This is a genomic window from Lysobacter niastensis (assembly GCF_015453285.1).
GTDB lineage: Bacteria > Pseudomonadota > Gammaproteobacteria > Xanthomonadales > Xanthomonadaceae > Lysobacter_J > Lysobacter_J niastensis.
This window is the reverse complement of the sequence record NZ_JADLZT010000007.1, coordinates 48326-75018: the sequence shown is the minus strand read 5'-3', so window position 1 is coordinate 75018 and position 26693 is coordinate 48326. Positions and strand designations below refer to the sequence as shown.

The 26693-nt window shown below is 65.7% G+C and carries 18 protein-coding genes and 1 tRNA gene; 14 read left to right on the top strand and 5 right to left on the bottom strand.

Annotated elements, in window-relative coordinates; translation table 11 throughout:
• The first annotated feature begins 103 nt into the window (after window positions 1-103).
• The 4 genes from IU514_RS13275 (at window position 104) to IU514_RS13260 (ending at window position 13039) form a co-directional block, all read left to right on the top strand.
• The gene (locus IU514_RS13275; RefSeq protein ID WP_194931612.1) at window positions 104-10924 is read left to right on the top strand and encodes an ESPR-type extended signal peptide-containing protein; all 10821 of its coding nucleotides are present in this window, start codon (window positions 104-106) and stop codon (window positions 10922-10924) included.
• 113 nt (window positions 10925-11037) lie between these two features.
• Window positions 11038-11241 (top strand): hypothetical protein, encoded by a 204-nt coding sequence (locus IU514_RS13270; RefSeq protein WP_194931611.1) that lies wholly within the window; start codon window positions 11038-11040, stop codon window positions 11239-11241.
• 582 nt (window positions 11242-11823) lie between these two features.
• Window positions 11824-12213: a transposase gene (locus IU514_RS13265; RefSeq protein ID WP_194931610.1), complete on the top strand. Its 390-nt coding sequence runs from the start codon at window positions 11824-11826 to the stop codon at window positions 12211-12213.
• Between the two features lie 148 nt (window positions 12214-12361).
• The gene (locus IU514_RS13260; RefSeq protein ID WP_194931609.1) at window positions 12362-13039 is read left to right on the top strand and encodes an ECF-type sigma factor; all 678 of its coding nucleotides are present in this window, start codon (window positions 12362-12364) and stop codon (window positions 13037-13039) included.
• An 84-nt stretch (window positions 13040-13123) separates the two neighbouring features.
• Here IU514_RS13260 and IU514_RS13255 read toward each other — a convergent pair whose 3' ends face one another.
• The 3 genes from IU514_RS13255 to IU514_RS13245 form a co-directional block, all read right to left on the bottom strand.
• On the bottom strand, window positions 13124-13591 hold the full coding sequence (locus IU514_RS13255) for a DUF4019 domain-containing protein (protein WP_228760722.1): 468 nt from the start codon (window positions 13589-13591) through the stop codon (window positions 13124-13126).
• A gap of 285 nt (window positions 13592-13876) precedes the next feature.
• On the bottom strand, window positions 13877-15451 hold the full coding sequence (locus IU514_RS13250; protein ID WP_194931607.1) for a PAS domain-containing hybrid sensor histidine kinase/response regulator: 1575 nt from the start codon (window positions 15449-15451) through the stop codon (window positions 13877-13879).
• The gene (locus IU514_RS13245; protein WP_194931606.1) at window positions 15448-16668 is read right to left on the bottom strand and encodes an EAL domain-containing response regulator; all 1221 of its coding nucleotides are present in this window, start codon (window positions 16666-16668) and stop codon (window positions 15448-15450) included. The genes IU514_RS13250 and IU514_RS13245 overlap by 4 nt, the downstream gene beginning before the upstream one ends.
• A gap of 318 nt (window positions 16669-16986) precedes the next feature.
• On the opposite strand from IU514_RS13245, the gene dusA reads away from it, so the two are divergent.
• The 5 genes from dusA to IU514_RS13220 all read left to right on the top strand — a co-directional run bounded on the left by dusA (window position 16987) and on the right by IU514_RS13220 (window position 21699).
• Window positions 16987-18045, top strand: coding sequence for a tRNA dihydrouridine(20/20a) synthase DusA (dusA, locus tag IU514_RS13240; protein ID WP_194931605.1), 1059 nt, complete (start codon window positions 16987-16989; stop codon window positions 18043-18045).
• Window positions 18042-18953 carry an arginine deiminase-related protein gene (locus IU514_RS13235; protein WP_194931604.1) on the top strand — a complete coding sequence of 304 codons (912 nt, stop codon included), beginning with the start codon at window positions 18042-18044 and terminating at the stop codon, window positions 18951-18953. The genes dusA and IU514_RS13235 overlap by 4 nt, the downstream gene beginning before the upstream one ends.
• A gap of 143 nt (window positions 18954-19096) precedes the next feature.
• Window positions 19097-19459 (top strand): PepSY domain-containing protein, encoded by a 363-nt coding sequence (locus IU514_RS19160; protein WP_324187841.1) that lies wholly within the window; start codon window positions 19097-19099, stop codon window positions 19457-19459.
• A gap of 50 nt (window positions 19460-19509) precedes the next feature.
• Entirely contained in the window at window positions 19510-20193 is a 684-nt protein-coding gene (locus IU514_RS13225) for a response regulator transcription factor (protein WP_194931603.1), read from the top strand.
• A 108-nt stretch (window positions 20194-20301) separates the two neighbouring features.
• Entirely contained in the window at window positions 20302-21699 is a 1398-nt protein-coding gene (locus tag IU514_RS13220) for an ATP-binding protein (protein WP_194931602.1), read from the top strand.
• Window positions 21700-21708: 9 nt separating this feature from the next.
• Here the strand turns inward: IU514_RS13220 and IU514_RS13215 are convergent, their stop codons facing one another.
• Both IU514_RS13215 and IU514_RS13210 read right to left on the bottom strand, forming a co-directional pair.
• Window positions 21709-22449, bottom strand: a complete 741-nt coding sequence (locus IU514_RS13215; RefSeq protein WP_386761123.1) for a M90 family metallopeptidase — start codon at window positions 22447-22449, stop codon at window positions 21709-21711.
• Between the two features lie 26 nt (window positions 22450-22475).
• A complete protein-coding gene (locus IU514_RS13210; RefSeq protein WP_194931601.1) occupies window positions 22476-23021 on the bottom strand; it encodes a hypothetical protein in 546 nt (181 codons plus the stop codon).
• Here IU514_RS13210 and birA point away from each other — a divergent pair.
• The 5 genes from birA to rocF all read left to right on the top strand — a co-directional run bounded on the left by birA (window position 22995) and on the right by rocF (window position 26533).
• On the top strand, window positions 22995-24044 hold the full coding sequence (gene birA / locus IU514_RS13205) for a bifunctional biotin--[acetyl-CoA-carboxylase] ligase/biotin operon repressor BirA (protein ID WP_194931600.1): 1050 nt from the start codon (window positions 22995-22997) through the stop codon (window positions 24042-24044). The genes IU514_RS13210 and birA overlap by 27 nt on opposite strands.
• Window positions 24041-24781 (top strand): type III pantothenate kinase, encoded by a 741-nt coding sequence (locus IU514_RS13200; protein ID WP_194931599.1) that lies wholly within the window; start codon window positions 24041-24043, stop codon window positions 24779-24781. Before birA ends, IU514_RS13200 begins: the two co-directional genes overlap by 4 nt.
• A 9-nt stretch (window positions 24782-24790) precedes the next feature.
• Entirely contained in the window at window positions 24791-25480 is a 690-nt protein-coding gene (locus IU514_RS13195; RefSeq protein WP_194931598.1) for an SPOR domain-containing protein, read from the top strand.
• Window positions 25481-25517: 37 nt separating this feature from the next.
• Window positions 25518-25593, top strand: a tRNA-Thr gene (locus IU514_RS13190).
• A 16-nt stretch (window positions 25594-25609) separates the two neighbouring features.
• Window positions 25610-26533 carry an arginase gene (gene rocF, locus IU514_RS13185; protein WP_194931597.1) on the top strand — a complete coding sequence of 308 codons (924 nt, stop codon included), beginning with the start codon at window positions 25610-25612 and terminating at the stop codon, window positions 26531-26533.
• The last annotated feature ends 160 nt before the right edge of the window (window positions 26534-26693 follow it).

Genomic DNA, 26693 nt, shown 5'->3' with positions numbered 1-26693 from the left:
ACCACCAAAAGCCCACCTTCTACTTTGGGTTCACTTGCGGCGCGCGGCTCTCGTTGAGTCCCTCGTCGCTTTCACTGCTTCGCCGGATTTCATAAGGACAGCCATGAACAAGATCTACAGCAAGGTGTGGAACAAGGAACTGGGCCAGCTGGTCGTGGCTTCGGAACTGGCGAGCAGTGACACCGTAGGCGTGGTGGCGGATGGCGGCATGGGTCGTGCAGTTCCGCGGCTGGCGACGTTGATGCTGGCTTTGACGGCCTTGCCCGCAGCACTAGGAGTTCCGCAACCTGCGATGGCTGCCGCCATCTTCATCAACAACACCGCGACCGGCGGCCCGTGCGGTTACGTCAACTACGACTCCAGTAGCACTACGACAGGCTCCACCGGATCAGGCGATACCCGATGTAACAGCAGCGACACGCAGAACAGCACTGCGCTGTTCTATAACAACGGCACCAGTGGCGACGCCAACAACCTCAGCCTTGGTGGCAGGCTGTCTGTCAACACCGGCAGCCTGGCGCTGGGTGGGGGCACGACCAACCCCGGCGGGGGCGCCAGCTCCATGCGGATCGGCAGTACTGCGACGGTGGCTGCCACCGGTACGGGAGCCCGTTCGCTCGCAATCGGCGGCGACACGGTGGCGACCAAAGCAACCGGCATCGATTCCATCGCGATGGGCAGCCAGGCCCTCTCGTCCGGCATCAGTGCGACTGCCGTCGGCAGCAAGGCCTCGGCTGGCGCTACCGGTGCCGTGGCGGTGGGTTCCAACTACGATGCCGGCCCGGCCACCGGGGCCGGTGCCGCCGCCTCGGCAGTCAACGCCATCGCCATCGGCGGCCAATCGTCTGTGAACTCGGCGGCCACATCGGGCATCGCCATCGGCCGCGGCGCCAATCTGAGCGCGGCCGCGCTGTACGGCATCGCACAGGGTGACGGCGCCACGGTCAGCGGCGATTCGGGCATCGGCATCGGCAAGTCGGCATCGGCATCCAGCACGAATGCCGTGGCATTAGGTGTAAGCGCGGCGGCATCCAGCACGGGCACGGTCGCGTTGGGCACCAGTGCCGCAGCGTCCAGCACCAATGCGCTCGCGTTGGGCGCCAACACTTCGGCATCCGGCGCGGGTGCCATGGCGATGGGCTCCAACGCGACGGCCGGCGCCAACGCGGGGGCGACCGATAGCGTCGCCATCGGCGGCCAATCCGTGGTCAACGCGGCGGCCACCTCCGGCATCGCCGTCGGTCACAACGCCAGGGTGAATGCGGCGGCGGCGACCTTCGGCATCGCCGTGGGCGAGGGCGCCGTCACGAACGGCAGCGCAGCCACCGCAATCGGCAGGCTGGCGAGCGCAGGCGGGACGAACGCGGTCTCATTGGGCAACGGCGCTGGCGCTTCAAATACCAATACGATTGCATTGGGCACCAGCGCGGCAGCATCCGCCACGGGCGCCGTGGCGCTCGGCTCCAACGGTACGGGCGCCAGCGCGGCGGCCACCGACGCCATCGCCATCGGCGGCCAATCGAAGGTCATTAGCGGCGCGACCTCCGGTATCGCCATCGGCCGCGGCGCCAACCTGACGGCGTCGGCGTCCCTCGGCATCGCCGCGGGTGACGGCGCCCAGTCGGGTGCCGCAAACGCCGTCGCCATCGGTAAGTCGACGACGGCTGCCGGCGCCGGAGCCACGGCGCTGGGCGCCAATGCCCTCGGCGGCGCCACCGCATCGGCGACCGATGCCATCGCCATCGGCGGCGAGTCGAGCGTCAGCGGGACAAGCGCATCCGGTATCGCCGTTGGTCGCGGCGCGTCCGTCACGGGAGGGTTTGGCATCGCGCAAGGCGATAGCGCCCAGGCAGCGGCCAGCGGCGTGGCGATCGGCAAGGGCGCCAAGGCCACGGGTGCACAGTCCATCAGCATCGGCACGGGCAACACCGTGTCCGGCAACAACTCGGGCGCCATCGGCGACCCCACCACCATCACCGGTTCGGGCACCTACACGGTGGGCAACAACAACGGCACGGTCGCCGCCGACGAGTCCGGCATCTTTGGCAACAACAACACCATGTCGACGGCTGGCGTCACCGGCAGCCGCATCGTAGGCAACAACAGCAGCATCGCCGTTTCCGATGCCTTCGTGCTCGGCAACAGCGCCAGCGTGACGACGGCCGGCGGCGTGGCGATCGGCAGCAATTCGGTGGCCTCGACCGCGGCTGGTGTGGCGGGTTACGACCCGGTCACGCAGTTGGCCAGCACCAACACTTCCGCCACCTGGAAGAGCACGCTCGCGGCGGTCAGCGTCGGCAACGGCACCACGGCCACCCGCCAGATCACCGGCGTGGCAGCGGGTACGGCCGCCACCGATGCCGTCAACGTTGCGCAGTTGCAGTCAGTGGTGACGGGTGGCGGGGGCATCAAGTACTTCCATGCCAATTCGACCGGCGCAGACAGCAGTGCGAGCGGCACGGGTTCGATCGCCATCGGCGGCAACCTTGCGGCTGGCGCCAGCGCGGCGGCTACCAACTCCATCGCCCTCGGCGGTCAGTCCTCGGTCAACGCCACGGCTACTTCCGGCATCGCCATCGGCCGTGGAGCCAACGTCGCCGCTGCGGCAACCAACAGCGCGGCCATGGGTGATGGGGCCAGCGCGGGGGGCATGCTCAGCACCGCCATCGGTTCCAGCGCCACCACAGTGAACACCTACGCGGTATCCGTGGGTAGTGGGGCGGGCCAGTTCGCCACCGACGGCTTCGCGAGCGTCTCGGTCGGCTCAAGCGCCGGTCAGTCCACTGCGGGTGGGATGAATACCGCCATCGGTTCGCAGAATGCAGGCGCCCAGATGATGGGCGACGCAAACGTCTCCGTCGGCCAGGCAGCCAATTTCAGGACGCAGGGCACCGGCACCACCGGAGTGGGCGCCTACGCCGGCCAGAACAGCGTGGGCAGTTACAACACATCCGTCGGCTTTCAGTCTGGCCGGACTGTCACCGGCGCCAACAACGTGGCCATTGGCCTGAACGCGGGCAACGGCATCACGGCGAGCGACACCATCAGCATCGGCACGTCGGCCGCGGCCAGCAAGGCCAACGCACTTGCGATCGGCAATGGCGCCACGGCCACCGGCACACAGTCCATCAGCATCGGCACTGGCAACACCGTTTCCGGCAACAATTCCGGCGCCATCGGCGACCCGACCATCATCACCGGCGGCGGCACCTACACGATCGGCAACAACAACGGCACGGTCGCCGCCGACGAGTCCGGCATCTTCGGCAACAACAACAACCTGTCCACGGCTGGTGTCACCGGTAGTCGCATCGTCGGCAACAACAGCTCCATCACGGCATCGAATGGCTTCGCGCTCGGCAACAACGCTAGCGTGACCGCAACCGGCGGTGTGGCCATCGGCAGCGACTCGGAGGCATCGACGGCGGCCGGCATCCCCGGGTACGACCCGGCCACCAGAACTTCCAGCATTAACTTCGGGGATGCCTCCTGGACGAGCACCCACGGCGCGGTGAGTGTTGGCGGCACCAACGCCACCCGCCAGATCACCGGTGTAGCCGCGGGCTCGCAAATCACTGACGCGGTCAACGTCGGGCAGTTGCAATCCTTGGCGAGCACCGGATGGAAGATCAGCGATAACAGCAACACCACCACGGTGATGCTGGGCGACACGGTGGCCTTCCAAAACACTGACGGCAACCTGCAGATCGTCAACAACCCCCCACAGGGCATGTTCTTTGAACTGTCCGACGACATCAACGTCACCAGCGTCACCGCAGGCAACAGCAAGCTCGACACCAGCGGGCTGGTCATCACCGGCGGCCCCAGCGTGACCACAGCCGGCATCGACGCCGCCAACACGGTCATCGCCAACGTGACAGCCGGCACGGCGGCGACCGACGCGGTCAACGTGGCGCAGCTGGAAGCGAGCAGCACGCATTACTACAACGTCAATGACGGCGGCATGGCTGGCGGCAACTATGCCAACGATGGCGCCACGGGCATCTACAGCGTGGCTGCCGGTGTCGATGCCGAGGCGTCCAGCTTCGCATCGATCGCGCAGGGTTACGCTACGTCGGCCACTGCCGACTCGGCGATCGCGCAGGGCTCCTACGCCAAGGCCTCCGGCCTCAACGCGGTCGCAATCGGCGATCATGCCAATGCCACAGCCGATGACGGCGTCGCGCTTGGCAGCCAATCGGTGGCATCGACCGCTGCCGGTGTTGCGGGCTATGACCCGCTGACGGGCGCTGCTTCGACGGATGCGAGCCCGGCTTGGCTGAGCACGGCCGGGGCTGTGAGCGTCGGTCGCGCTGATGTCGGCATCACTCGCCAGATCACCAGCGTTGCCGCGGGCACGCAGGACACCGATGCGGTCAACCTCGCGCAGTTGAAGGCGGTCAGCACCACGGCCGGCGCCGGCTGGAACGTCACCGACGGCACCACGGCGGCGAACATCGGCCCGAACGGGACGGTGACGTTCGACGGTGACGCCAACATCACAGTGGAGCAGGCCGGCACGGACGACGCCGGCCAGGTGAATGTGACGTTGAACCGCGATCTGGACGTCGACAGCATCACGGCGGGCAACAGCTCTTTGGACAACAACGGCCTGACGGTCAGCAACGGCACGACCACCACCGCCACCACAGCGACTGGCGTGACCATCACCGACGGCGCCGCCACCACGACCTTGGGCGCCACCGGCCTGAGCACTGGTACGGTTTTGGTCAGCGGCAGCAACAACACCATCAACGGCCTGAGCAACACCACGTTCGACCCGGCGGCGATCACCAGCGGCCAGGCGGCGACGGAAGACCAACTGGCCGTGGTGGCAAATACCGCCAACGGAGCCAGCGACCGTGCTGTGAAGTACAACTGGACCGATGCGAATGCTGACGGCCTCGTCGACCCGGGCGAGGTGGACTACACACAAGCGACGCTGGCCGGTGCGGGTGGTACCAAACTGACCAACGTTGCGGCGGCTGCGGTCAACGCGACCTCGGCCGACGCGGTCAACGGCTCGCAGCTGTTTGGCGTATCGCAGAGTGTGGCGACCAACTTGGGCGGCGGCAGCGTCGTCAACCCGGACGGGACGATCAGTGCACCGAGCTACGTGGTCGGTGGTGCGACCTACACTGATATCGGCAGTGCGTTGGCCGGAGCAGGTTCGGGTTGGGACATCAGCGCCCAAGGCGCTAATGCCACCAACGTGGCGCCGGGCGAGACGGTAGACCTGGGCAACACCGACGGCAACATCGTGGTGGGCAAGACCGCGACCGCCGACGATGTGACGTTCGACCTGGCCGACGACATCGCCGTCAACAGCGTGACGGCCGGAAACACGATCCTCAGTACCAGTGGCCTGACGGTCACCGACGGCACCACCACCACCGCAATCAGCGCGACTGGCCTGACCACTGGGAACGTCGTGATCAGCGGCGTCAGCAACACCATCACAGGCCTGAGCAACACCGCGTTCGACCCGGCCGCGATCACGAGCGGCCAGGCGGCGACGGAAGACCAGCTCAAGTCGGTCAGCGACACGCTGAGCAGCACCGGCTGGACCGTCAGCGATGGCACCACCAGCAACACGGTGGCGCTGGGTGACACGGTCACGATGACTAACACCGATGGCAACGTCGAGGTGACCAACGACGGCACCAGCGGCCTGACTTTCGACCTTGCCGACGATATCGACGTCGCCAGCGTGACGGCCGGCGCCAGCAAGCTGGACAACACCGGTCTGGTCATCACCGGTGGCCCGAGCGTGACCACCGCGGGCATCGATGCCAATGGCCTGCAGATCACCAAGCTGGCCAGCGCCGGGGACATCACTGATCCGCTCAATGCGAACAATGCGGTCAATGCCGGGGACCTGAACAGTGCCGTGGGCAGCGCAACATCGGCCGGACTGGACTTCGCCGGCAACGACGCGACGGCGGGCGTGGTGCACCGCGACTTGGGCGAAGCCCTGATGATCGCCGGCAGCGCAACCACCGCGGGTACGTACAGTGGCAACAACCTGAAGACCGTCACCGACCCGACCACCGGGGCGATCAACCTGCAGATGGCCGATGCACCGCAGTTCGGCAGCGTCGTGGTCAATTCCGGCAATGCCGGAACGATCAACGGCTTGAGCAACACGACATTCGATCCGGCGGCGATCACCAGCGGCCAGGCGGCGACCGAAGACCAGCTGAAGTCGGTCAGCGACACGCTGTCCAGCACCGGCTGGACCGTCAGCGACGGCATCAACAGCAACACGGTGGCGCTGGGCGACACCGTCACGATGACCAGCAACGACGACAACGTGGTGGTGACCAACGACGGCACCAGCAACCTGACTTTCGACTTGGCCAACGACGTGGCGATCGTCAACAGCGTGACGGTGGGCCAGAGCGTGTTGGGCCTAACCGGCCTGACCGTGGATGACGGCACGACCACCACCGCCACCACGGCGACCGGCGTGACCATCAGCGATGGAAGCGCCACCACCAGCCTGGGCCTGACCGGCCTGAGCACCGGCGCCATCGTGGTAAGCGGCGCGACCAACACCATCAACGGTCTGAGCAACACGACGTTCGACCCGGCCGCGATCACGAGCGGCCAGGCGGCGACGGAAGACCAGCTGAAGTCGATCAGCGACACGCTGTCGAGCACCGGATGGACCGTCAGCGATGGCACCACCAGCAACACGGTGGCGCTGGGCAGTACGGTGACACTGACCAGCGGTGACGGCGATGTGGTGGTGACCAACGACGGCGCCAGCGACCTGAAGTTCGAGCTGGCTGACGACATCGAGGTCGCCAGCGTGACGGCAGGCAACAGCAAGCTGGACACCACCGGCCTGACCATTACCGGCGGCCCGAGCATGACCACCGCCGGCATCGATGCCGGTGGCCTGCAGATCACCAACCTGGCGAGTGCCGGTGACATCACCGACCCGCTCAACGCCAATAACGCCGTCAATGCCGGCGACCTGAAAAACGCCGTGACCAGCGCAACGTCGACGGGCCTGGACTTTGCCGGCAACGATGTGACGGCCGGCGTGGTGCACCGCGACCTGGGCCAGGCCCTGACGATAGCCGGTGGTGCGAGCACCGGCGGCACCTACAGCGGCAACAACCTGAAGACCGTCACCGATCCGGTCACCGGTGCCATTAACCTGCAAATGGCCGACGCACCGCAGTTCGGCAGTGTCGTGGTCAACACCGGCAATGCCGGCACCATCACCGGCTTGAGCAACACGACGTTCGACCCGGCCGCGATCACCAGCGGCCAGGCGGCGACGGAAGACCAGCTGAAGTCGGTCAGCGACACGCTGTCGAGCACCGGATGGACCGTCAGCGATGGCACCACCAGCAACACGGTGGCGCTGGGCGGCACGGTCGCGCTGACCAGCACCGACGGTGACATCGAGGTCACCAACGATGGCAACAGCAACCTGACGTTCAATCTGGCCGACGATGTCGAAGTCGCCAGCGTGACAGCGGGCAACAGCAAGCTGGACACCAGCGGCCTGACGGTCGACGACGGCGCCGATAGCGCGGTGTACGGCTCGACCGGGATGACTATCGCCAACGGCCCGAGCGTAACCACAGCGGGCATCAATGCCGGCAACCTGGTGATAACAAACGTCGCGGCGGGTGCGGTCAATGCGACCTCGACCGACGCGGTCAACGGCTCGCAGCTGTTCGCCGTGGCCGGCGACACCAGCACCACCTACATCACCAACAACGGCAAGGGTACCCGTTACGCCCGCACCAACGACACCGGCCTGACCGAAGACGATGCACACGCGACGGTGGGCGGCGCCACGGCAGTTGGCTACAACGCCACCGCCAGCCACGACCAGAGCGTGGCGATCGGCCGCGACTCGTTGGCCGATGGCAGCACGCTGGGTGCAGCGGCATACAACCCGGGCACCGGCACCCTGGCCGGTACGGCCCCGGTGGGCGAGGTCAGCATCGGCAACGCCGGTGCCGAGCGTCGCATCACCAACGTGGCGGCCGGTGCCAACGCCGCCGACGCGGTCAACGTCAGCCAGCTACAGGCGGTAAGCGACACGCTGTCCAGCACCGGCTGGGTCATCAGTGACGGCACCACCAGTAACACGGTGGCGCTGGGCAGCACGGTCACGCTAACCAACGGCGACGGCGATGTGGAGGTGACCAACGACGGCGCCAGCGGCCTGACATTCGAGCTGGCCGACGACATCGAGGTCGCCAGCGTGACGGCCGGCAACAGCGTGCTGGACACCAACGGCCTGGCCATCGATGACGGTGCGGGAAGTGTCAGCAGCTACACCGCCAGCGGCACGTCGGTGACCAACGGCACGATGACCGCCACGACCAGTGCGGCCGGCATGTCCATCACCGACGGCAGCGCCATCACCAGCCTGGGCCTGACCGGTCTGAGCACCGGCACAATCGTGGTCAGTGGCACCAGCAACACGATCAATGGCTTGAGCAACACCACGTTCGACCCGACCAACTTCGCCAGCGGCCAAGCGGCGACTGAGGATCAACTGGGTTGGGTCGTGAATAGCGGCCACGGCATCAAATACTTCCACACCAACTCCGCCACCGGCGGAGATAGCAAGGCCGGAGGTGACAACAGTCTTGCCATCGGGCCGGATGCAGAGACGGGTGCTGCGGCGACGGATGCCATCGCCATCGGCAATGGTGCGAAGGCAGTCGGCGCTTCGTCGATCAGCATCGGCACCGGTAACGTGGTCAGCGGCAACAATTCCGGCGCAATCGGCGATCCCAGCTACATCAACGCCGACGACGCCTATGCCATCGGCAATAACAACACCATCAACGCCCAGAAAGCGTTCGTGCTCGGCAACAACGTGAGCGTGGCGGCGGGCCTGGATGGTGCGGTGGTACTGGGCGACGGTTCCAATGTGTCCGCCGCGACGCCGACGACCAGTGGCGTCGTGGGTGGTACGACCTACACCTACGCAGGTGGCGCCCCGATGGCCGGTGGCGTGGTCAGCGTCGGTGCCGCCGGCGCCGAGCGCCAGATCCAGAACGTGGCCGCAGGCCGTGTAGATGCGAACAGCACTGACGCAGTCAACGGCAGCCAGCTGTTCGCCACCAACCAGAAGGTCGATCAGAACACCACCGACATCACCAACATCGTCAGCAATGGCACGGGCATCAAGTACTTCCATGCCAACTCCATCGGTGGGGACAGCTCGGCGAATGGCAGCGACAGCGTGGCCATCGGCCCGAGCGCGGTGACGGGCGCCACGGCCACCAATGCCATCGCCATCGGCAACGGCGCTGTTGCTAACGATGCCGGCAGCGTGGCCCTGGGCGCGGGCAGCGCCACCGCTCCGGTGGTGGCGACCACCGACGGCACGGTTGGCGGTACCGCCTACACCTATGCTGGCGGTGCTCCGGTGGGCACGGTCAGCGTGGGTACGGCTGGTGCTGAGCGCACGCTCACCAACGTCGCGGCTGGCCGTGTCAGCGCGACCAGCACCGATGCCGTCAACGGCAGCCAGCTGTTCGCCACCAACCAGAAGGTGGACCAGAACACCGCCGACATCACCACCATCAACACCACGCTGACCAACATCACCAACGGTTCGGGCATCAAGTACTTCCATACCAACTCCATGGGTGCGGACGGTACGGCTGCAGGTGCCGACAGTGTGGCCATCGGTCCAAGCGCCGCGGCCAACAATGCCAACTCGATGGCGATGGGCAACGGCGCGACGGCAAATCACGACAACAGCGTGGCGCTGGGTGCGGGTTCGGCCACGACCGTAGGTGCTCAAACCGGCTACAACGCGGCATACGTCGGTAGCAGCAACTCCACGGGCGAGATGAACGTAGGTGGCCGCCAGATTACCGGTGTTGCCGCAGGTTCTGCCGCCACCGACGCCGTGAACGTCAGCCAGCTGAACGCCGGCGTCAACCAGGCCATTTCCACCGCCAAGAGCTACACCGACACCCAGATCTCCATCGTCAACACCAGCATCACCAGCCTGGACAACCGCGTGACGAGCGTGGAGGGCGATGTTGCCAACCTCAGCAGCTCGGTTACGAACCTGGACAATCGTGTGACCACGGTCGAAGGCGACCTGGCCGAGTTGCAGAACGGAACTGTGGGCATGTTCCAAGTCAGCCAGGGCAGCACTGGGTCGCCGACGCCGACCGGCGCCAACTCGATCGCGGGCGGTGCCGGTGCGAACGCCTCTGCTGCAAACGCGACCGCGCTGGGCAACCAGAGCACCGCATCGGCAGCGGGTAGTACGGCGCTGGGTACCGGCGCAACCGCAAGCGGTAGCAACAGTGTCGCAATCGGTGCCGGTTCGGTGGCCAGCGCAAGCAACACCGTCTCGGTGGGTGCAGTCGGTAGTGAGCGCACCGTCAGCAACGTCGCGGCTGGCGTCAACGACACCGACGCGGTCAATGTTGCCCAGCTGAAGGGCTACTCGGGCGGTGCGCAGTACGACAAGAACCCGGATGGAACCGTCAACTACTACAGTCTGACGTTGAAGGGCGGAGCCGCTGGAGGTACCACCATTCATAACGTGGCCGCCGGCACAGCCAGCACGGATGCAGTCAATGTTGGCCAGTTGCAGGCAGGCCTGAGCAGCACGCTCAGCCAAGCCACCCGCTACACAGACGGTCGTGTTCAGCAGTTGCAGAACGACATGTGGACGATGGATCGCGGATACAGAGGTGCCACCGCGTCGGCGATGGCCATGGCCGGCCTTCCGCAGGTCTACGTCCCTGGCAAGAGCATGTTCTCCGTCGGCATGGGCGGCTACCAGGGCGAATACGGCATGGCAGTCGGCCTGTCCGGTATCACCGACAACGGCCAGTGGGTCTACAAGGGGCAACTGAGCGGCAACACGACCCGCGACTGGGGCTTCTCAGTCGGCGCAGGCATCCAGTGGTGACGTGAGTGGGAAGACGGGCGGCTGTCTCGGCAGTCGCCCGTATGTTCAAGATGTAGTGGCGTGCTGCAGCGATGGATCGGGCGCACGCGGAGTCGATGTGGTACGGGGCATCCGTGATTGCCAAGAGCGCGGTGACGCGCGAGGAGTTCGTTGCCGATGTGGCGGCGTCGCGCACGGCCGTTGGACAGCACCGAGTCGCGCTGCCGTGGATATCGTTTGCAGCGCCGGCGTTGATCAACCGAATCGGGTTGGGCACTGCGATGGCGAGATGGTTCGTGAATTACGAACACGGTGTTCGTGTTTTTGAGCGCAGCTAGGTTCTTGGCTGGAGACATGATTCACCCACGCGATTGGCGCTGTTTGGAAGAAGCGAGACGTGCGCCGACATCGTTCGAATATGAGGTTTTGGTTTCTGTCCTCGGGTTCATTGGCTGTTGCCTGTCGCAGCCATGGGGTGCAGGCAGCCGTCCCCCGATGAGCGGCTTGCATGACGACCGAGTGACTGATCGGAGGAGGTCTTCCTCCGGTCGCTTCTTATTCCGGGAGGTTGCTGTTGATCGGGGCTCTGATCGGAGGATCCAGCTGAGTTGTTGCATTACGTCAGCGCGGCTGGAGGCAACGACCCGTGCCAGGTTCGGTGCGAGTCGAAAGGTGGAGGTGTCATGCCGAGACGTCTTGCTGGCCGAGCGACGGTCTACCTGTGCGCGGTAGGCGCGATAGCCCTAGTGCTGGGCCGATGCACGCTACTCGCAGCCGTGGTCTGGGGCGTCGGCTTCCTGCTTTCTGTGTACGTACAAGTTATGACGCGAAATCTTGGGACCGATCAGCGTTCTTCGATAGCAGGGGTTTCCCGGTAAGTCGAGAGTCAACAAAGAGATCAACCGCGCAGGGGGTAGATAGTGATTTCGAACTGGTTGGGGTCAGCTCAGCTCCGGCGGATCGATGACCGCCAATGGGAATCCATCGTTGGTGTGTTGCCGGACAAGTTGAGTGTCCGCGCGAAGAACCGGGAATTGACCTACAGGAAGTTTGTCGAGGGTGTTCTCTGGGTGATCGGAGAGGATGCGTTCTGGGGTGAACTCCCCAGGGAATTTGGCTCTTGGCGCGCGCTCTATGTCCGATTCCTGCGTTGGAACGCCGTTGGCGTCTGGAGTGATGTCGCCGACGTCATCGGGAGGGACACGGCGTTGGCGCGCGCCTTGATGCAGAGGGCGGACCAGCATGCGGCTGTCGTACATCGCAGGCGGCAAAGGGTCGCGCAGGTTTGGATGCTGGAAGCCAGCCCGTAACCCCGCACGTGCCATGGACTGGTTGGCCGGCCATGGCCACCAGTCGAGAACCGATCTGCCTGGTTTGTCCGTCACCCCGGAAGGTGGGCTCGCACGGCCTGCGTTGCAGTTCTATACTGCAAATCCGAATGCTAGGTGTGCCTGCGACATGGCTCGCAACGCAAGCGAAGACGGGGAGGGAGTGATGCCGCCGACGGCTTCCCCGTTTGCTGCCTCGCTGTCGGGCGTTAGCGACAGCACGCTGGAATCCATCACGGAACTCATTCTCGAGGCTCAGGGTGGTCAGGCGGATGCATGGGATCGCATCTACGCCCTGCTATATAACGACCTTCACCAGATTGCGCGATCGCAGATCCGCCATCAGCAGCGCTGGGGGCAGGGATCGCCAACTTCGCTGGTGAACGAAACCTGGTTGCGATTGGCCGGGGCAAAGTTCACCGTCGAGGGGCGGTCTCATCTCGTGGCGCTAATCGCCAGAACCATGCGCTTCGTTCTTCTGGATGAGGCGAGGCGCGCGTTGTCAGAGAAGCAAGGCGGCGGCGTCGATGTGTTGCCGCTGGATGAGGTCAGGGAACCGTCTCAATACTCTCAACTTGAGCAGTTGCTCATTTTGGATCAGGCGTTGAATGACCTGGCCAAGCTGGATGCGCGCTTGGCCCAGGTAGTAGAGCTTCGCTACTTTGGCGGACTCAGTGAAGTAGAGATCGCTGAGGTGCTCGGGGTAACCGAGCGTACTGTTCGGCGCGACTGGAGGAAGGCGCGGGCATTTCTCTTCAGCCACCTCAGTGGCGGAGACAACCAGGGCAGCGGTTCGCTCGACACCTGATCTAGGGTTGGCCCGAATGGCACGCCTTGCCCCTGGGCATGCCGTGATGATTCGAGGTATGCCCAGGGGGCTCATCTGACAGACTTAGTGGACGGTATAACCAGCGAAGCGCCAGGTGCCGTCCTCGTCAAGGCGAAAGCTGATCAACTCGTTGCCTACCTTGTTGGAAGCGAAAGTCGTCTGGAGCTCCACGGATGTGTACAGACCCGCGGGAGCATTCCCGCCACTGGCTACCTGCATGCGGCGCACGGCAATCCAGGTGCGATTTGCCGCAGCGCCAAGGGACTTTCGCGTGGCGGCGGACTGTGTCACGAAAGCATTGCGCTGGACGGCTTTCTTGACCGCCGGTGATGCGCCGTCCCAGAGGTCGCCGGCCTTGTTGCTGTCCATGGCAGATAGCACGCTTGCTGCAGCGTCCAGCCATTGATTCGGCGAAACGTCTGGTGCCCCTTGGTGTTGCCGAGCCAGGGCGCGCGTCTGGGGTTGGGTCTGCGCGGATGTGTTCCCGATTCCAGCGAGGGAAAGGGCGATGACCAACAAGATAGGCTTCATTGTGTTTCCTGTTCAGAACTCAGTTTGTATGGGTGGATCCGAGCACTTCATGTTTCGCGGTTGGTGAGCAATTCATCCGCGTGGTCTGGGCGGTGTATCTCAACCGGCTCTCTAACCTCCGCCCCGTGTACGGGAATGCGGGTATGCGCGTGCGAGGTGCAGGGAATCTCGTAGGAGGTCGCTTTCAAGAACTGGAGGCATGCATCGGTGGATGCTTTGAGGGGAGCCAAAGAGTTATTCGAAGTGCTGGCCTCACACAGGACACTCCGAAGTCGTCATGGCCGGCTAACGCAACCATTGTTCCAACAGCTGGTACAGCCACTCGGGTTCGATTGGCTTGGCGATGTGAGCATCGATTCCGGCCGCCAAGCACTGATCGCGGTCCTCGGCCGAAGCCGCGGCGGTCAACGCGATGACAGGTAGATGCGCGAAGCGCGGATCGGAGCGCAACAGACGAGTTGTATCGAACCCATCGAGCACGGGCATCTGCACATCCATCAGGATCGCGTGAATAGGCGTGGGGTGGGTCGACAGTGTTTCGATGACCTCCTGGCCATTGGTGGCGAGCAGCACGTCCGCGTGTACTGCTGCCAGGAGTTCCACGGCCAGGATGCGGTTGAACTCGCTGTCGTCGGCAACCAGCACGGTCTTGCCGGAGAAGTCCGGGCGCGGCCCCGAATTCGAGGGCGCCTCCGGTGCTTTGGGCGCATCGTGCGTCCCCAGAGGCAAGTGAATCGAGAACGTACTGCCTTCGCCTGGTGTGCTCCGCACGCTGAGCGTGCCTCCCATCAGCGCGGTGAGTTCTTTCGATATCGAAAGTCCAAGTCCTGTGCCGCCGTGGCGCCGGGAGATCGAGGGGGCCACCTGTGAGTACGGCTGGAAGAGTTGCGCGCACTGCTCAGGGGTCATGCCATCCCCTTCGTCGCGAACCTGGATGTCGTAGTGCCCCTTCCGTCTGCTTCGCGTTACCAGGACAGAAACTTCGCCCCGATCGGAGTACTTGACCGCGTTGTTGACGAGATTGGTGAGCACCTGGCCCAGCCGGAAGGGGTCGCCACATACCTGACGGGGAACATCGGGTGCAATGTGTCGTGCCAGGCGCAGCCCTTTGTCGGCCGCGCCCTGCTCATTCACCGTGACGATGCCCTCGATGAGATCTTCCAGCCGGAAGGCGGTGCAATCGACTTCCATCTTGCCGGCGTCGATCTTCGAGAAGTCGAGGACGTTGTTGATGACACCGATCAATGACCCGGCGGCTTTATCCACCTTGTCCAGCAGGCTTTGCTGACGCTCGTTCAGCGCCTCGTTCCGAAGGAGGTGGGCGAAGCCCAGGATGGCGTTGGTCGGAGTGCGGATCTCGTGGCTCATGCGAGCCAGGAAGGTCGCCTTTGCGGATGCTGCGGATATCGCCGATTCCTGGGCGGCAAGAAGCTCGTCCTCGAGGGCCTTGCGCTGGGTGATGTCAGCCCAGTAGCCGTTGCACTTTACGGAGCCGTCCGGAAGTCGCGTCGGATTGGACTGCGACATGACCCACATGATGCGGCCATCCCGTGGATTCCTGAAACGGAACTCGTAGGGAGTGTTGTCCAGGTTCCGGTACCGCTCCTCCAGCCAGTGCAGCATGCCAGGCAGGTATTCCGGCAAGACCTGCTTGAATACCGAGCCCATGTCCGCGACGGCGGCCTCCGGGTCGACGCCAAAGAGTTTGAAAGCACTCGGACTGGCGTAGGTCACCCGATTGGTGCCGTCTTCGGACCGTACGTACTGGAACACCGCGATCGGCATCCGTTCGGTAATCTCGTGGAGGAGAGCCTCTGCCGGATGCAGCAGGGCGTCACCGGAGTTTGAGTAGTACGTCATTGGAATCGATCGCGTGCACGTTCCGGCGTGCAAAGTGCTGGATCTTTCTCCCTGTGACTGAGCCAGGTAGCTAGGTGCTCGCGCGTCATCGGTCTGGCCAGTAGATAGCCTTGGCCGAGATGACAGCCACAGGCCCTGGCCACCTGCAATTCGGCTTCCGTTTCGATGCCCTCGGCGACTACGGTCTGGCCAAGGCGCAGGCCCAGCGCGGCCGCGGAAGCCAGGAACACGCAGGCCTTGGATTGTGAAGTGAGCTCCAGGAAGCTGCGATCGATCTTGAGTTCGCTGCTCGGAATCATATGAAGCATCTGCATCGTGGACGTTCCGGTGCCATAGTCGTCCAGCGATATCCGGAACCCATGCATGCGCAGCCGGAGGATTGCCTCAAGCGCCTTCGACATGTCGTCCACCAGGTAGGTCTCGGTAACCTCGACGGTGAAGTTGGATGGCGAACAGCCTTGCGCTTCGACGATCTCGCGCAAGGTTTCGACGGCGCCGCAGCGACTCAGTTCCGGAAGCGACATGTTCACTGCGATGTTGACGTCGAAGCCTTGTTCCGCGAGAAGCGTTCTGTCAGAGACTGCTTTCTGCAGTATGGAAACCGTCAGTCTCTCGCCGATATCGCTGCTTTCCGCGGCGTCCAGTACCTGCTTCGGTGATGCCGGGCCAAGTTCGTCCCGCCAGCGCAATAGCGCTTCGACGCCGGCTACCTTTCCGGACACCAGGTCCAGCTTGGGCTGGTATTCGAGATTGACGGCGTTATCCCGGATGCCGTGGGCGAGGCGCGTCGGGGAAATGGCAGGGCTTGCAATGTCATGGCGCAGACGCGCTGCTTCAAACCTCAGCAGCGCATCGTCGAGATGATTGAGATTGAGCGGCTTTACGAGCGTTCCCAGGACCGTCAGCCTGCTCGCTTGGGCGAAGTGCCTGGCGGACTCGAGGATCCGGGTGTCAGCCCCGCTGGCCAGTACGATCTTGGGCGGGCATTGGAGGTTGGCGATGCGCGCCAACAGCTCGATTCCATTCATCTCCGGCATGTTCAAGTCGCAGATCAGCAGATCGATGCCGTTGGCCAGGATCGCCAGGGCTGCCGCTCCGTTCTTGGCACCGTAAGTGTTCGTAATGCCGCATTCGTTCAGGATCAGTCGGATCAGTTCGACGTGCAGGGGGTCGTCGTCAACCACCAGCACGCGTGTGGCGCCAAGATGATGAAACATGTAAATGTGTATCTCGTCCCAATCATGTTCCAGTAGTCGAGAGGTCCCGCTGGAACAGGACAGACGGAATCGACACGTTTTGCGCTAGTCCTGGAAAGTGGGCGGCGCTGCGGGAGATGAATGGATGGCGCGCTGGCTGCAGGCGGGCGCCATGAGACGGTTAGCGGGGTTGTCCGCGCTGCTTGAGCTGCACGCTATGGCAGCCCCAGAAGGCCGCTTCGCCAGTGAATCAGGGCGCTTGGCCTACAATGGCCGCGTCAATCGCCACGCCTCGTCCTCGGGACAGAAGCGCCCGGAACCCCCAGATATCGTGCCAGGATGAGCCAGCCCTCCGTTACCGCCCAGACGGCCAAGAAGCCGCGCCACCCCTGCGTGCCAGGCGACCTTCGGCTCTCCGTGGCCCCGATGATGGACTGGACCGACACGCACTGCCGCGTGTTTCACCGCCTGCTCGCACCGCACGCCCGGCTCTACACCGAAATGGTGCACGCCAACGCCGTGATCCATGGCGACCGGGCACGCCTGCTGGCGATGGACCCCGTCGAGCATCCGGTGGCGCTGCAGCTCGGCGGGAGCGAGCCTGAGCTGCTGGCCCAAGCAGCGAGGATCGGCGCCGAATATGGCTTTGATGAGATCAACCTCAACTGCGGGTGTCCGTCGGATCGGGTGCAGGCCGGTCGTTTCGGCGCCTGTCTGATGCGCGAGCCGCAACTAGTCGCGGACAGCGTGGCGGCGATGGCGGCGGCGTTGGAGCAGCACGGCCTCGACGTTTCCGTGACGGTGAAGTGCCGGCTCGGCGTCGACGACGACCACGACTGGGACCGTTTCCTCGCCTTCATCGATACGGTTGCCGCGGCGGGATGTCGCATGTTCGTGATCCACGCGCGCAACGCATGGTTGAAGGGATTGAGCCCGAAGGAGAACCGGGAAGTTCCGCCACTGCGTTACGACTGGGCGTACCGGCTCAAGCAGGAGCGCAACCAGTTGCAGATCGTCGTCAATGGCGGCATCGCTACGCAGGACGAGGCGACGCAGCATCTGGTACACACGGACGGCGCCATGCTCGGACGTGCTGCCTACCACGATCCCTACCTGCTGCACCGCCTCGACGTAGCGTGGTTCGGGGGCGAATTGAAGACCCGTGGCGAACTGCTGCGCGCGCTACGCCCCTATGTCGAGTCGCAACTGGCGCGCGGCGTATACCTGAAGCACATCGCGAAGCACCTGCTGGGCCTGTTCGCCGGGGAGCGCGGAGGCCGCGCGTTCCGGCAAGTGTTGAGCGAAGGCGCTCACAAGCCGGGTGCGGACTGGTCTCTGATCGAACACGCACTGTCGCTGACCGAGTCCTTCCAGGACGCGCGGGTCGACGCGGCATGATCACCCGCGACATCGCGGAGTTCCTCGCCCTCGCGCGTGGACTGAAGCCCGATTTCGGACCTGCCACCGCGCGCGCCGCGTTCCTGGTCGCGCCCGACGGTTTCCGCCTTGCCGAGCAATCCGCAGCCGACAACCGCTACATGGCGCAGGCGGCCGGGTTCGATGAGGCGCGGGCGTCCGCCCAGCATCGCGAGCTGCACCGCGCCCTTGCACAGGTGCTGCCGACGGTCTGCTTTGCGGGCAACCCGCAGACACCGGATGCGCTGTTCCCCAACAACGTTTTTGCCACCGCGGCGGGGCGTTACGTGGTCGGGCGCATGCGCCATCCGGTGCGGCAGCAGGAGGCCGGGCGCGCCGACATCCGCGCCTTCTTTGCCGGCGTCCTCGACTACGCGGAGATCGACCTGTCGATGCAGCCGCACCCGTGCGAACTGACCGGCGCGCTCGTCATCGACCGCGCCCGTGGCATTGGCTTCTGCGGGCTGTCGGAGCGCTGTGACGAGGAAGGCGCCCGACTGATGCACCAGGCGCTGGGCCTGCGGGCGACGCTGATGCTCGACCTGGCGCCGGGCGAGTACCACACGAACGTCGTGCTGGCGGTGCTCGCGGGGCGTGCGGCGTTGATCTGCCCCGGGGGTTTTGCCCAGGCGGAGGTGGTGGAGGCCATCGCCGGCTTCTACGCGCCCCATGCGGTGCTGCTGTCGGCTGCCGAGCATGCCGCCTTCGCAGGCAATGCCATCGCCTTGTCGGGGGATGCGGTCTGGATGAGCGAGCGGGCCGCGACTGCGCTGAGCCCGGCCAGCCGACAGGCGTTGGCGGGGGCAGGATTCGACCTGCGGACCGTGCCCCTGGACGCAATCGAGGCGGGGGGCGGGTCGCTGCGTTGCTGTGTCGGCGAGGTGTTCTGAGCCAGCGGACTGAATCTCGGCCATGTTCGTGAAGGAAAAGTTCAGACCAGATTCACCGCCTGATTCTGACAATGACCCTCACTGAATAGCGGGTGCGATATCGTCTGCACCGTACGCACCCTGGAATCCCCGGCCTGGCGCCAATGAAGAAACCCACCCTGTTCCTCCTGCCCCTGCTCGTGCTGGCCGCTTCCGGCCCGCTCGACGCGTGGGCGCAGCAGGGCCGCGGCCAGGGCGGGCGCGGTGGTCCGCCGGAAGCGCCTCGAGTGGAAGGTCGCGGCCATGACCGCCGCGGCGATCATCAGGCGCTGTCCGATGCCGTGCGCCGCGTCGAACGCCAGACCGGTGGCCAGGTGCTCAGTGCCGAGCGTGTGCCGTTCGACGGTCGCGATGTCAATCGCGTCAAGGTCGTCGATTCGAGCGGGCGGGTGCGCATATACATGGATGATCCGCAGTCCCGGGGCGAGGCCCCGCGTACACGCGGCGACGACAACGACAACGACTAACCTGCACGCCACGGTCCAAGACCGAAAAAACGCCTAAGGACGGAGTCCACATGCGCATTCTGCTGGTTGAAGACGAAGCCCCGCTCCGTGAGACCCTCGCTGCGCGACTGAAGCGCGAGGGATTCGCCGTCGATGCTGCCCAGGACGGCGAGGAAGGGCTTTACATGGGTCGCGAGGTGCCTTTCGACCTCGGCATCATCGACCTGGGCCTTCCCAAGATGTCGGGCATGGAGCTGATCAAGGCCCTGCGCGACGAAGGCAAGAAATTTCCGGTGCTGATCCTCACCGCACGCTCGAGCTGGCAGGACAAGGTCGAGGGCCTGAAGCAGGGCGCCGATGACTACCTGGTCAAGCCGTTCCATGTCGAGGAGCTGCTCGCCCGCCTCAACGCGCTGGTGCGCCGCGCCGCCGGCTGGAGCAAGCCGACGCTGGAGTGCGGGCCGGTGATGCTCGATCTGGCCGCGCAGACGGTTAGCGTCAGCGGCAGCAACGTCGACCTGACCAGCTACGAGTACAAGGTGCTCGAGTACCTGATGATGCATGCGGGCGAGCTGGTCTCGAAGGCCGACCTGACCGAGCACATCTACCAGCAGGATTTCGACCGCGACTCCAACGTGCTCGAGGTCTTCATCGGCCGCCTGCGCAAGAAGCTCGACCCGGACGGGTCGATGAAGCCGATCGAGACCGTGCGCGGACGCGGCTACCGCTTCGCCATCCCACGCAGCGGGGAATGACGCACGGTTCCGGCATCGGAACTGGCCCTGGTCGGGCCAACCGGTGCCAACCCCGGTAATCTGGCGGCGCATGCCTCATTCATACGCCGTCCCCGCAGGTCAGACCGCATGAGCTGGCGCCAACCGCGTTCGCTCCAGGTTCGCCAGTTGCTGGCGGCCAGTCTGGTGCTGCTCGCGTTCCTGGCACTGGCCGGCTACGCGCTGGACCGCGCCTTCCTCGAGACGGCCGAGAGCAACCTGCGCCAGCGTCTGAAAAGCTACGCGCTGGCGTACGCAGCCAAGGGCGAGTTCGCCCGCAATGGCGAGTTCATTCCTCCCTACGAGTCGGTCGAGCCCCGCTTCGAGATGCCAGGCAGCGGCCTCTACGCCGAGGTCGCTTTCCCGCGCGGGCATTGGGATTCGCCTTCGGCGGTCGGACCCGAACTGCCCGACAGCGGGATGCTCCCTGCCGGCGTCGAACGCTTCGAGGGGCCGCTGCCGATCATCGAGCTCGACGGCTCGGCAGGTGAGGCCTACCGCTACGGCTATGGCGTCATCTGGGGCGCGGACGGTGATGCCCGCGCCGAGTTCCCGTACACGATCTACATCCTTGAGAACACCACACAGCTCAGCCGCCAGGTGGCGGTGTTCCGCGAGGCGCTTTGGAGATACCTCGGCGGCGCCTGCGTGATCCTGCTGCTGATGCAGGCGCTGATCATGCGCTGGAGCCTGCGTCCATTGCGTCGCGTGATCGATGAGCTCAAGCGCGTGCAGCGCGGCCTCGCCTCGCGCATGAGCGGCCGCCATCCGCGTGAACTCGAACCGCTGACGGAAAGCATCAACGCTTTCATCGAAAGCGAGCGTGAGAACCTCGACCGGCAGCGCAACACGCTGGCCGATCTTGCCCATAGTCTGAAGACACCGCTGGCGGTATTGCGTGCGCGCCTGGACGACCGCTCCTCGGACGTTGAGCTCCGTGAGGAAGTGGACGTGCAGATCCGGCGCATGAACGAAATGGTGTCCTACCAGCTCGCACGTGCCGCCTCCGGCGGCCATGCGCTGTTTGCCGCGCCCATCGCGATCGAGCCGCATGCGGAACAGATCGTGCGCGGCCTGGAGAAGGTGTATGCCTACAAGGGCGTGCTGTGCGAGTTCGACATCGCCGACGGCGTGCAGTTCTACGGTGAGCCGGGGGACCTGCAGGAACTGCTCGGCAACCTGCTTGAAAACGCCTTCAAGTGGGCGCGCTCGCGCGTGCTGTTGACGGTGAAGCTCGGCGAGATGGCGCCGAACCGCCGCCCCGGCGTGATGATCGCGGTCGACGACGACGGTCCCGGCATCCCGCCCGAGAAGGTGGCCATGGTGCTGCAGCGCGGCGTGCGCGGCGACGAGCGCGTGCACGGCCACGGCATCGGCCTGTCGATCGTGCAGGATCTGGTGCGTGGCTACCGCGGCACGCTCGACGTGCAGAAATCGGAAGAGCTGGGCGGCGCGCGTTTCGAAGTGCAGTTGCCGCCGGGTCTTTGAGCGGCAGCCTCAGGCGAACGGCGAGCGGCCGTAGAAACGCTCCAGGTGCGCGGCCACCTTCGGCATCTCGCGACGCAGCAGTGCCGGGTCGCTGAAGTGATACTCGGTGACGACCGCGAAGAACTCTTCCGGTGCCTCGGCGGCATAGCCGTCGATGGCGCTATCGCGCCCGGCGTCGACACGCTTGGCCAGTGCATCGTAGGCCCGCTGGAAGTCGCTGGCCCATTCACGTTGCCACGGACGCGGCAGCGGCGGCGTGCCGTCCAACGCGCCATCGAGCACGTCCAGTTTGTGCGCGATCTCGTGGGTCGCTACGCAGAAGCCTGCGCGCGGATCCTCGCAGTCGGCCAGCACGTCGGCCCAGGAAAGGATCAGGGGCCCGAGCTCCCACGATTCGCCGATCAACTCGTCTTCCCATTCGTGCAGCACGCCGGCCGCATCGACATGGTTGCGGTTCACGCGGAAGGCATCGGGATAGACGATCAGTTGCGACCAGCCGTGCAGGCCTTCCGCGCCGAACTCCAGCAGCGGCAGGCAGCACAGTGCCGCGAGCATGCAGCGCTGGCCGTCGTCGAGCACGAGGCCGCCGACCGGGCTGATGGTCTTTTCGTGCAGGAACCGCGACGCGAGCTCGCGCAGGCGGGCGTCACGGACCTCGTCGAGCGCGGTCACCCACGGCACACGCGTGCGCACCGTGCACCACAGGTCGGCAGTAATCGGTTCGGGTTTTCGCCCCAGGCGCCTGAACAGGCCGAACAATCGCGAAACGGCCTAGGTCAGCGGAACATGCCCGGCAGATAGCTGTGCCAGCGGGGTGATTGCTGGCGACCATTCACATCGGCGGGAAGGCCCGGCTTGGGCTTGTTGGCGCGCACCGGAGCCACCGAGCGGGCAGGCCGCGCTTCGCTCTTGCTGGCCGCGACGGCCATGTTCTCGGGGCAGCTGCCGCTGTTGGCATCGCTCAGCTTGATTTCACGCGCAGCAACCGTCGCACTGGCAAATGCGATCAGTAGGCAAATGCAGGTCCTGAGCATGGGGGCATCCTCGGGCCGATCGGCCTCGGGCAGGTCTTGACTATAACGCGAATCGATGGCGGCTGCCCGGCCGGCGCCACTGCTCGCCGCGCCGCGGGCACGTTCTGCCGCAATCTGGAGATCCGCCTGGGAACGTGGCTCACGCATAATTCCATGGATGCGTGCCGAGCCCAGAACGTTGCAATGCGCCCGCGCCGCCACGGCTCTTCGGAGACGGGCGGCAGGGATCGTTTCGTCCCCGGCACTTAACAGGCTCGTGGCATGACTGACCGCGCCGTCGTGGAACATGTTTCACCGGAGCGGGCGGCCCTGGAGCGGGCCTTGCTGGAACGGCTCATGGCCGGTCCGGCTACCGGCGACGCCCTGGCCCGGGATTACGGCCAGACCCGGGCGGCGATCTGGAAGCGGATCGAGCACCTGCGCGAGGCGGGTGTCGCGATCGAAGCCAAGCCCGGCCGCGGCTACGCGCTGGCCCAACCACTGGAACTGCTCGACGCCGCGACCATCCAGGGTGCGCTGACCGTCGGGGCGCGCTCGAGGCTGTCGACGCTCGAAGTGGCCTGGACCATCGATTCGACCAACAGCGAACTGCTTCGCCGGGATCCGCCCGCGAGAGGCGCCGATGTGCTGATGGCCGAGCGCCAGACCGGCGGACGCGGGCGCCGGGGACGGGTCTGGACCTCGCCGCTGGCCGCACACCTTTATGTGTCGCTGTCGCGCCAGTTTGGTGGCGGGCTGGCGCGACTGGGGGGGCTCAGCCTGGTCGCGGGCATCGCCACCGTCGAGGCGCTCCGTGGCCTGGGCGTTGCCGGTGCCTCCCTGAAGTGGCCGAACGACGTGGTCGTGTCCGGACCGGAGGGCCTGCGCAAGCTGGGCGGCCTGCTCGTGGAGGGTGGCGGCGAACATGCCGGCCCGGTGCGCGCCGTGATCGGGCTCGGCCTCAATGTATGCATGCCCGCCAGCGCCGCGCCGGACATCGGCCAGCCCTGGTGCGATCTGGCTTCGCTGTCCGGCACGGCGCCATCGCGAAACGTCGTCGCGGCGGCAGTGCTTGAGCACCTGCTGATGGCGCTGGACGAGTTCGATGGCGAAGGGCTGGCGCCGTTCCTGCCCCGCTACGCAGCACTCGATGCGCTCGCCGGCCAGGCGGTCCGCATCGAAGGCGCCCTGAGCCGCGACGAAGGCGTCGCCTTGGGACTGGCCGATGACGGCGCCTTGCGCGTGCGCCTGGCCGGAGGCGGCGAGCGCAACTTCCATTCCGGCGAAGTCAGTGTTCGTCTGGGGACCACTTCATCCGGGGAGCGCGAATGAGCGCCTGGCTGTTCGATCTCGGCAATACGCGCCTGAAATGCGCACCGCTCGGCCACGATGGTCGCGCGGGTCTGGCCATCGCCCTGCCGCACCGCGAGGAAGACGTGGCGCAGGCGTTGGCGCAGGCGCTGCCGGAACGGGTGGACGTGGGCTACCTCGCCAGTGTCGCCAGTCCGGGACTTCGCGTGGCGGTGCTCGACGCGCTCACCGCGCGCTGCAGCCGCATTTCCATTGCCCGCACCCAGTCCCGCTTCGGTCCGGTGCGCATCGCATATGCGCAACCGAACAAGCTGGGTGTCGATCGTTTCCTCGCGCTGCTGGCCGTGCATGCGCAGGCCGGGGACGACGCGCTGGTCTGTGGCGTCGGTACGGCATTGACCATCGATCTGATCGACCGCGATGGACAACACCTCGGCGGCCGCATCGCGCCATCGCCCACGCTGATGCGCGAGGTGCTGCATGCGCGCGCGCCGCAGTTGCCGGTAACGGGAGGGGACTATGTCGACTTCGCCGCCGACACCGAAGATGCGCTGGCGTCGGGCTGCGATGGCGCCGCGATCGCCCTGATCGAGCGCAGTCTCGATGCCGCGAAGGCCAGGCTGGGGCGGACGCCGCGGCTGGTGCTGCACGGCGGAGGCTCGGAAACGCTGGCGACGCGACTGCCGGATGCGACCCAGGTCGCAACGCTGGTGCTGGATGGCCTGGCGATCTGGGCCGGCACCGAATCGGCGACATAGAATCCGCGAATGTTCGTCCGTGCCCTCGTCATCCTGCTGCTGGTCCTGAATCTCGGCGTCGCCGCCTGGTGGGCACTGCATTCGCCCAGGCCGGCACCGGCGCCTGAAGCGTTGCCGCTGGGGGTGGCGAAGTTGCAACTGTTGAGCGAGGCCGGGCCTCGTCCACGGGCGGTCGTGGCGAGCGCTCCCGCCGCACCGGAGATGCCGGCGTCGACGGAGGCGGCTTCCAGCGCACCGATGCAATGCTTCAGCCTGGGGCCTTTCGCCGACGGCGCGGCCGCAACTGCCGCGCGCGCCAAACTGCAAGCCCAGGTTTCCCGCAGTGCCGTGCGCGAACAGAAGACAGCGGACAGCGGCCGCGGCTGGCGCGTGTACCTGCCGGCGCAGCCGTCGCCTTCCGATGCACAGGCGCTGGCACAGCGCATCACCGCGGCGGGATTCAGCGACCTGTTCGTGGTGCGCGATGGCGCTGAAGCCAATTCGATCGCGTTGGGCCGTTACCGATCCGAAGACACCGCCCGGCGCCGCGCCGAGGCGCTGATCGCCGCGGGTTTCGCCGCGCAAGCCGAACCCCTGGGTGAGGCGCGCACGGTGCATTGGCTCGATGTCGCCGCCGGTCCCGGCTTCGATGCGGCCGTTGCGCAGAAGGCTGCCGCGGCCGCGCAACGCCACGACGTCGCGTGCGCCACGGTGCCGTAGCCGCCAGGGCACGCGCGCAAGTTAGAATGTCCTTCTCGCCGGCATAGCTCAGTTGGTAGAGCAACCGCCTTGTAAGCGGTAGGTCGTCAGTTCGATTCTGACTGCCGGCACCAGTCGAGGACGTCATCAATGGCACGCACTTATCCCCCGGTTTCGCTGATCGGGGCGCCGACCGACATCGGCGCCGGCCACCGCGGCGCCCGGCTCGGTCCGGAGGCGCTGCGCATTGCCGGCCTGGGCGAAGCCCTGGTAAAGCGCGGCGTCGACGTGGCCGATCGCGGCAACCTCGATGGCCCGCGCAATCCGTGGCAGAAGCCTGTTGAGGGCTATCGCCACCTGCCGGAAGTGGTCGAATGGAATCGTCTGGTCATGGACGCCGTCGCCACCGAGCTGCGCGATGGCCGCATGCCGATCCTGTTGGGTGGCGACCACTGCCTGGGCCTGGGCTCGATCACCGCAGTGGCACGCCATTGCCGCGAGACCGGCAAGCAGCTGCGCGTGTTGTGGCTGGACGCCCATGCAGACTTCAACACCAGCCAGGTGACCCCGTCCGGCAATGTGCATGGCATGCCGGTCGCGTGTCTCTGTGGCCTGGGGCCGCAGGCACTGACCCATCTTGCTGGCGAGGCGCCTGCCATTCGTCCCGACGTCATCCGTCAGATCGGCATCCGTTCGGTCGATGAAGGCGAGAAGCGGCTGGTCAAGGAATACGGACTCGATGTATACGACATGCGCTACATCGACGAGGTCGGCATGAAGCGCGCGATGGAGGAGGCGCTGGAAGGCGTCGACGAGAACACGCATCTGCATGTCAGCTTCGACGTCGACTTCCTCGACCCGAGCATCGCCCCGGGCGTCGGCACCACCGTGCCGGGGGGGCCGAATTACCGCGAGGCCCAGCTGGTGATGGAGATGATCGCCGACTCCGGCCGCATGGGCTCGCTGGACATCGTCGAACTCAACCCGCTGCTGGACAAGCGCAACCACACCGCCAAGCTGGCCGTGGACCTGGTCGAGAGCCTGTTCGGCAAGTCCACGCTGATGCGCGACTAGATTTGCCTGCGCATCCGTGCGGGCCGGCACAAGCCCCAACCGGCCACTGAATCGATGCTGACGCCGGGCCCCGCGGCAGCCGGGCCGAGACTGGCGCGGCTGCCCGCGATCGGCCACCCTTTTGCCCGGGCGGCGGCAGGGGACCCGGAGCCGACGCGCT

Coding starts and splice junctions, on each gene's coding strand:
- IU514_RS13210 (WP_194931601.1), bottom strand. CDS start 23,021: ATGTTCCACGACGGCGCGGTCAGTCATGCCACGAGCCTGTTAAGTGCC.
- IU514_RS13260 (WP_194931609.1), top strand. CDS start 12,362: ATGGCTCGCAACGCAAGCGAAGACGGGGAGGGAGTGATGCCGCCGACG.
- IU514_RS13250 (WP_194931607.1), bottom strand. CDS start 15,451: ATGACGTACTACTCAAACTCCGGTGACGCCCTGCTGCATCCGGCAGAG.
- IU514_RS13200 (WP_194931599.1), top strand. CDS start 24,041: ATGAGCGCCTGGCTGTTCGATCTCGGCAATACGCGCCTGAAATGCGCA.
- IU514_RS19160 (WP_324187841.1), top strand. CDS start 19,097: ATGAAGAAACCCACCCTGTTCCTCCTGCCCCTGCTCGTGCTGGCCGCT.
- dusA (WP_194931605.1), top strand. CDS start 16,987: ATGAGCCAGCCCTCCGTTACCGCCCAGACGGCCAAGAAGCCGCGCCAC.
- IU514_RS13245 (WP_194931606.1), bottom strand. CDS start 16,668: ATGTTTCATCATCTTGGCGCCACACGCGTGCTGGTGGTTGACGACGAC.
- IU514_RS13195 (WP_194931598.1), top strand. CDS start 24,791: ATGTTCGTCCGTGCCCTCGTCATCCTGCTGCTGGTCCTGAATCTCGGC.
- IU514_RS13255 (WP_228760722.1), bottom strand. CDS start 13,591: ATGAAGCCTATCTTGTTGGTCATCGCCCTTTCCCTCGCTGGAATCGGG.
- IU514_RS13235 (WP_194931604.1), top strand. CDS start 18,042: ATGATCACCCGCGACATCGCGGAGTTCCTCGCCCTCGCGCGTGGACTG.
- birA (WP_194931600.1), top strand. CDS start 22,995: ATGACTGACCGCGCCGTCGTGGAACATGTTTCACCGGAGCGGGCGGCC.
- IU514_RS13275 (WP_194931612.1), top strand. CDS start 104: ATGAACAAGATCTACAGCAAGGTGTGGAACAAGGAACTGGGCCAGCTG.
- IU514_RS13225 (WP_194931603.1), top strand. CDS start 19,510: ATGCGCATTCTGCTGGTTGAAGACGAAGCCCCGCTCCGTGAGACCCTC.
- IU514_RS13220 (WP_194931602.1), top strand. CDS start 20,302: ATGAGCTGGCGCCAACCGCGTTCGCTCCAGGTTCGCCAGTTGCTGGCG.
- rocF (WP_194931597.1), top strand. CDS start 25,610: ATGGCACGCACTTATCCCCCGGTTTCGCTGATCGGGGCGCCGACCGAC.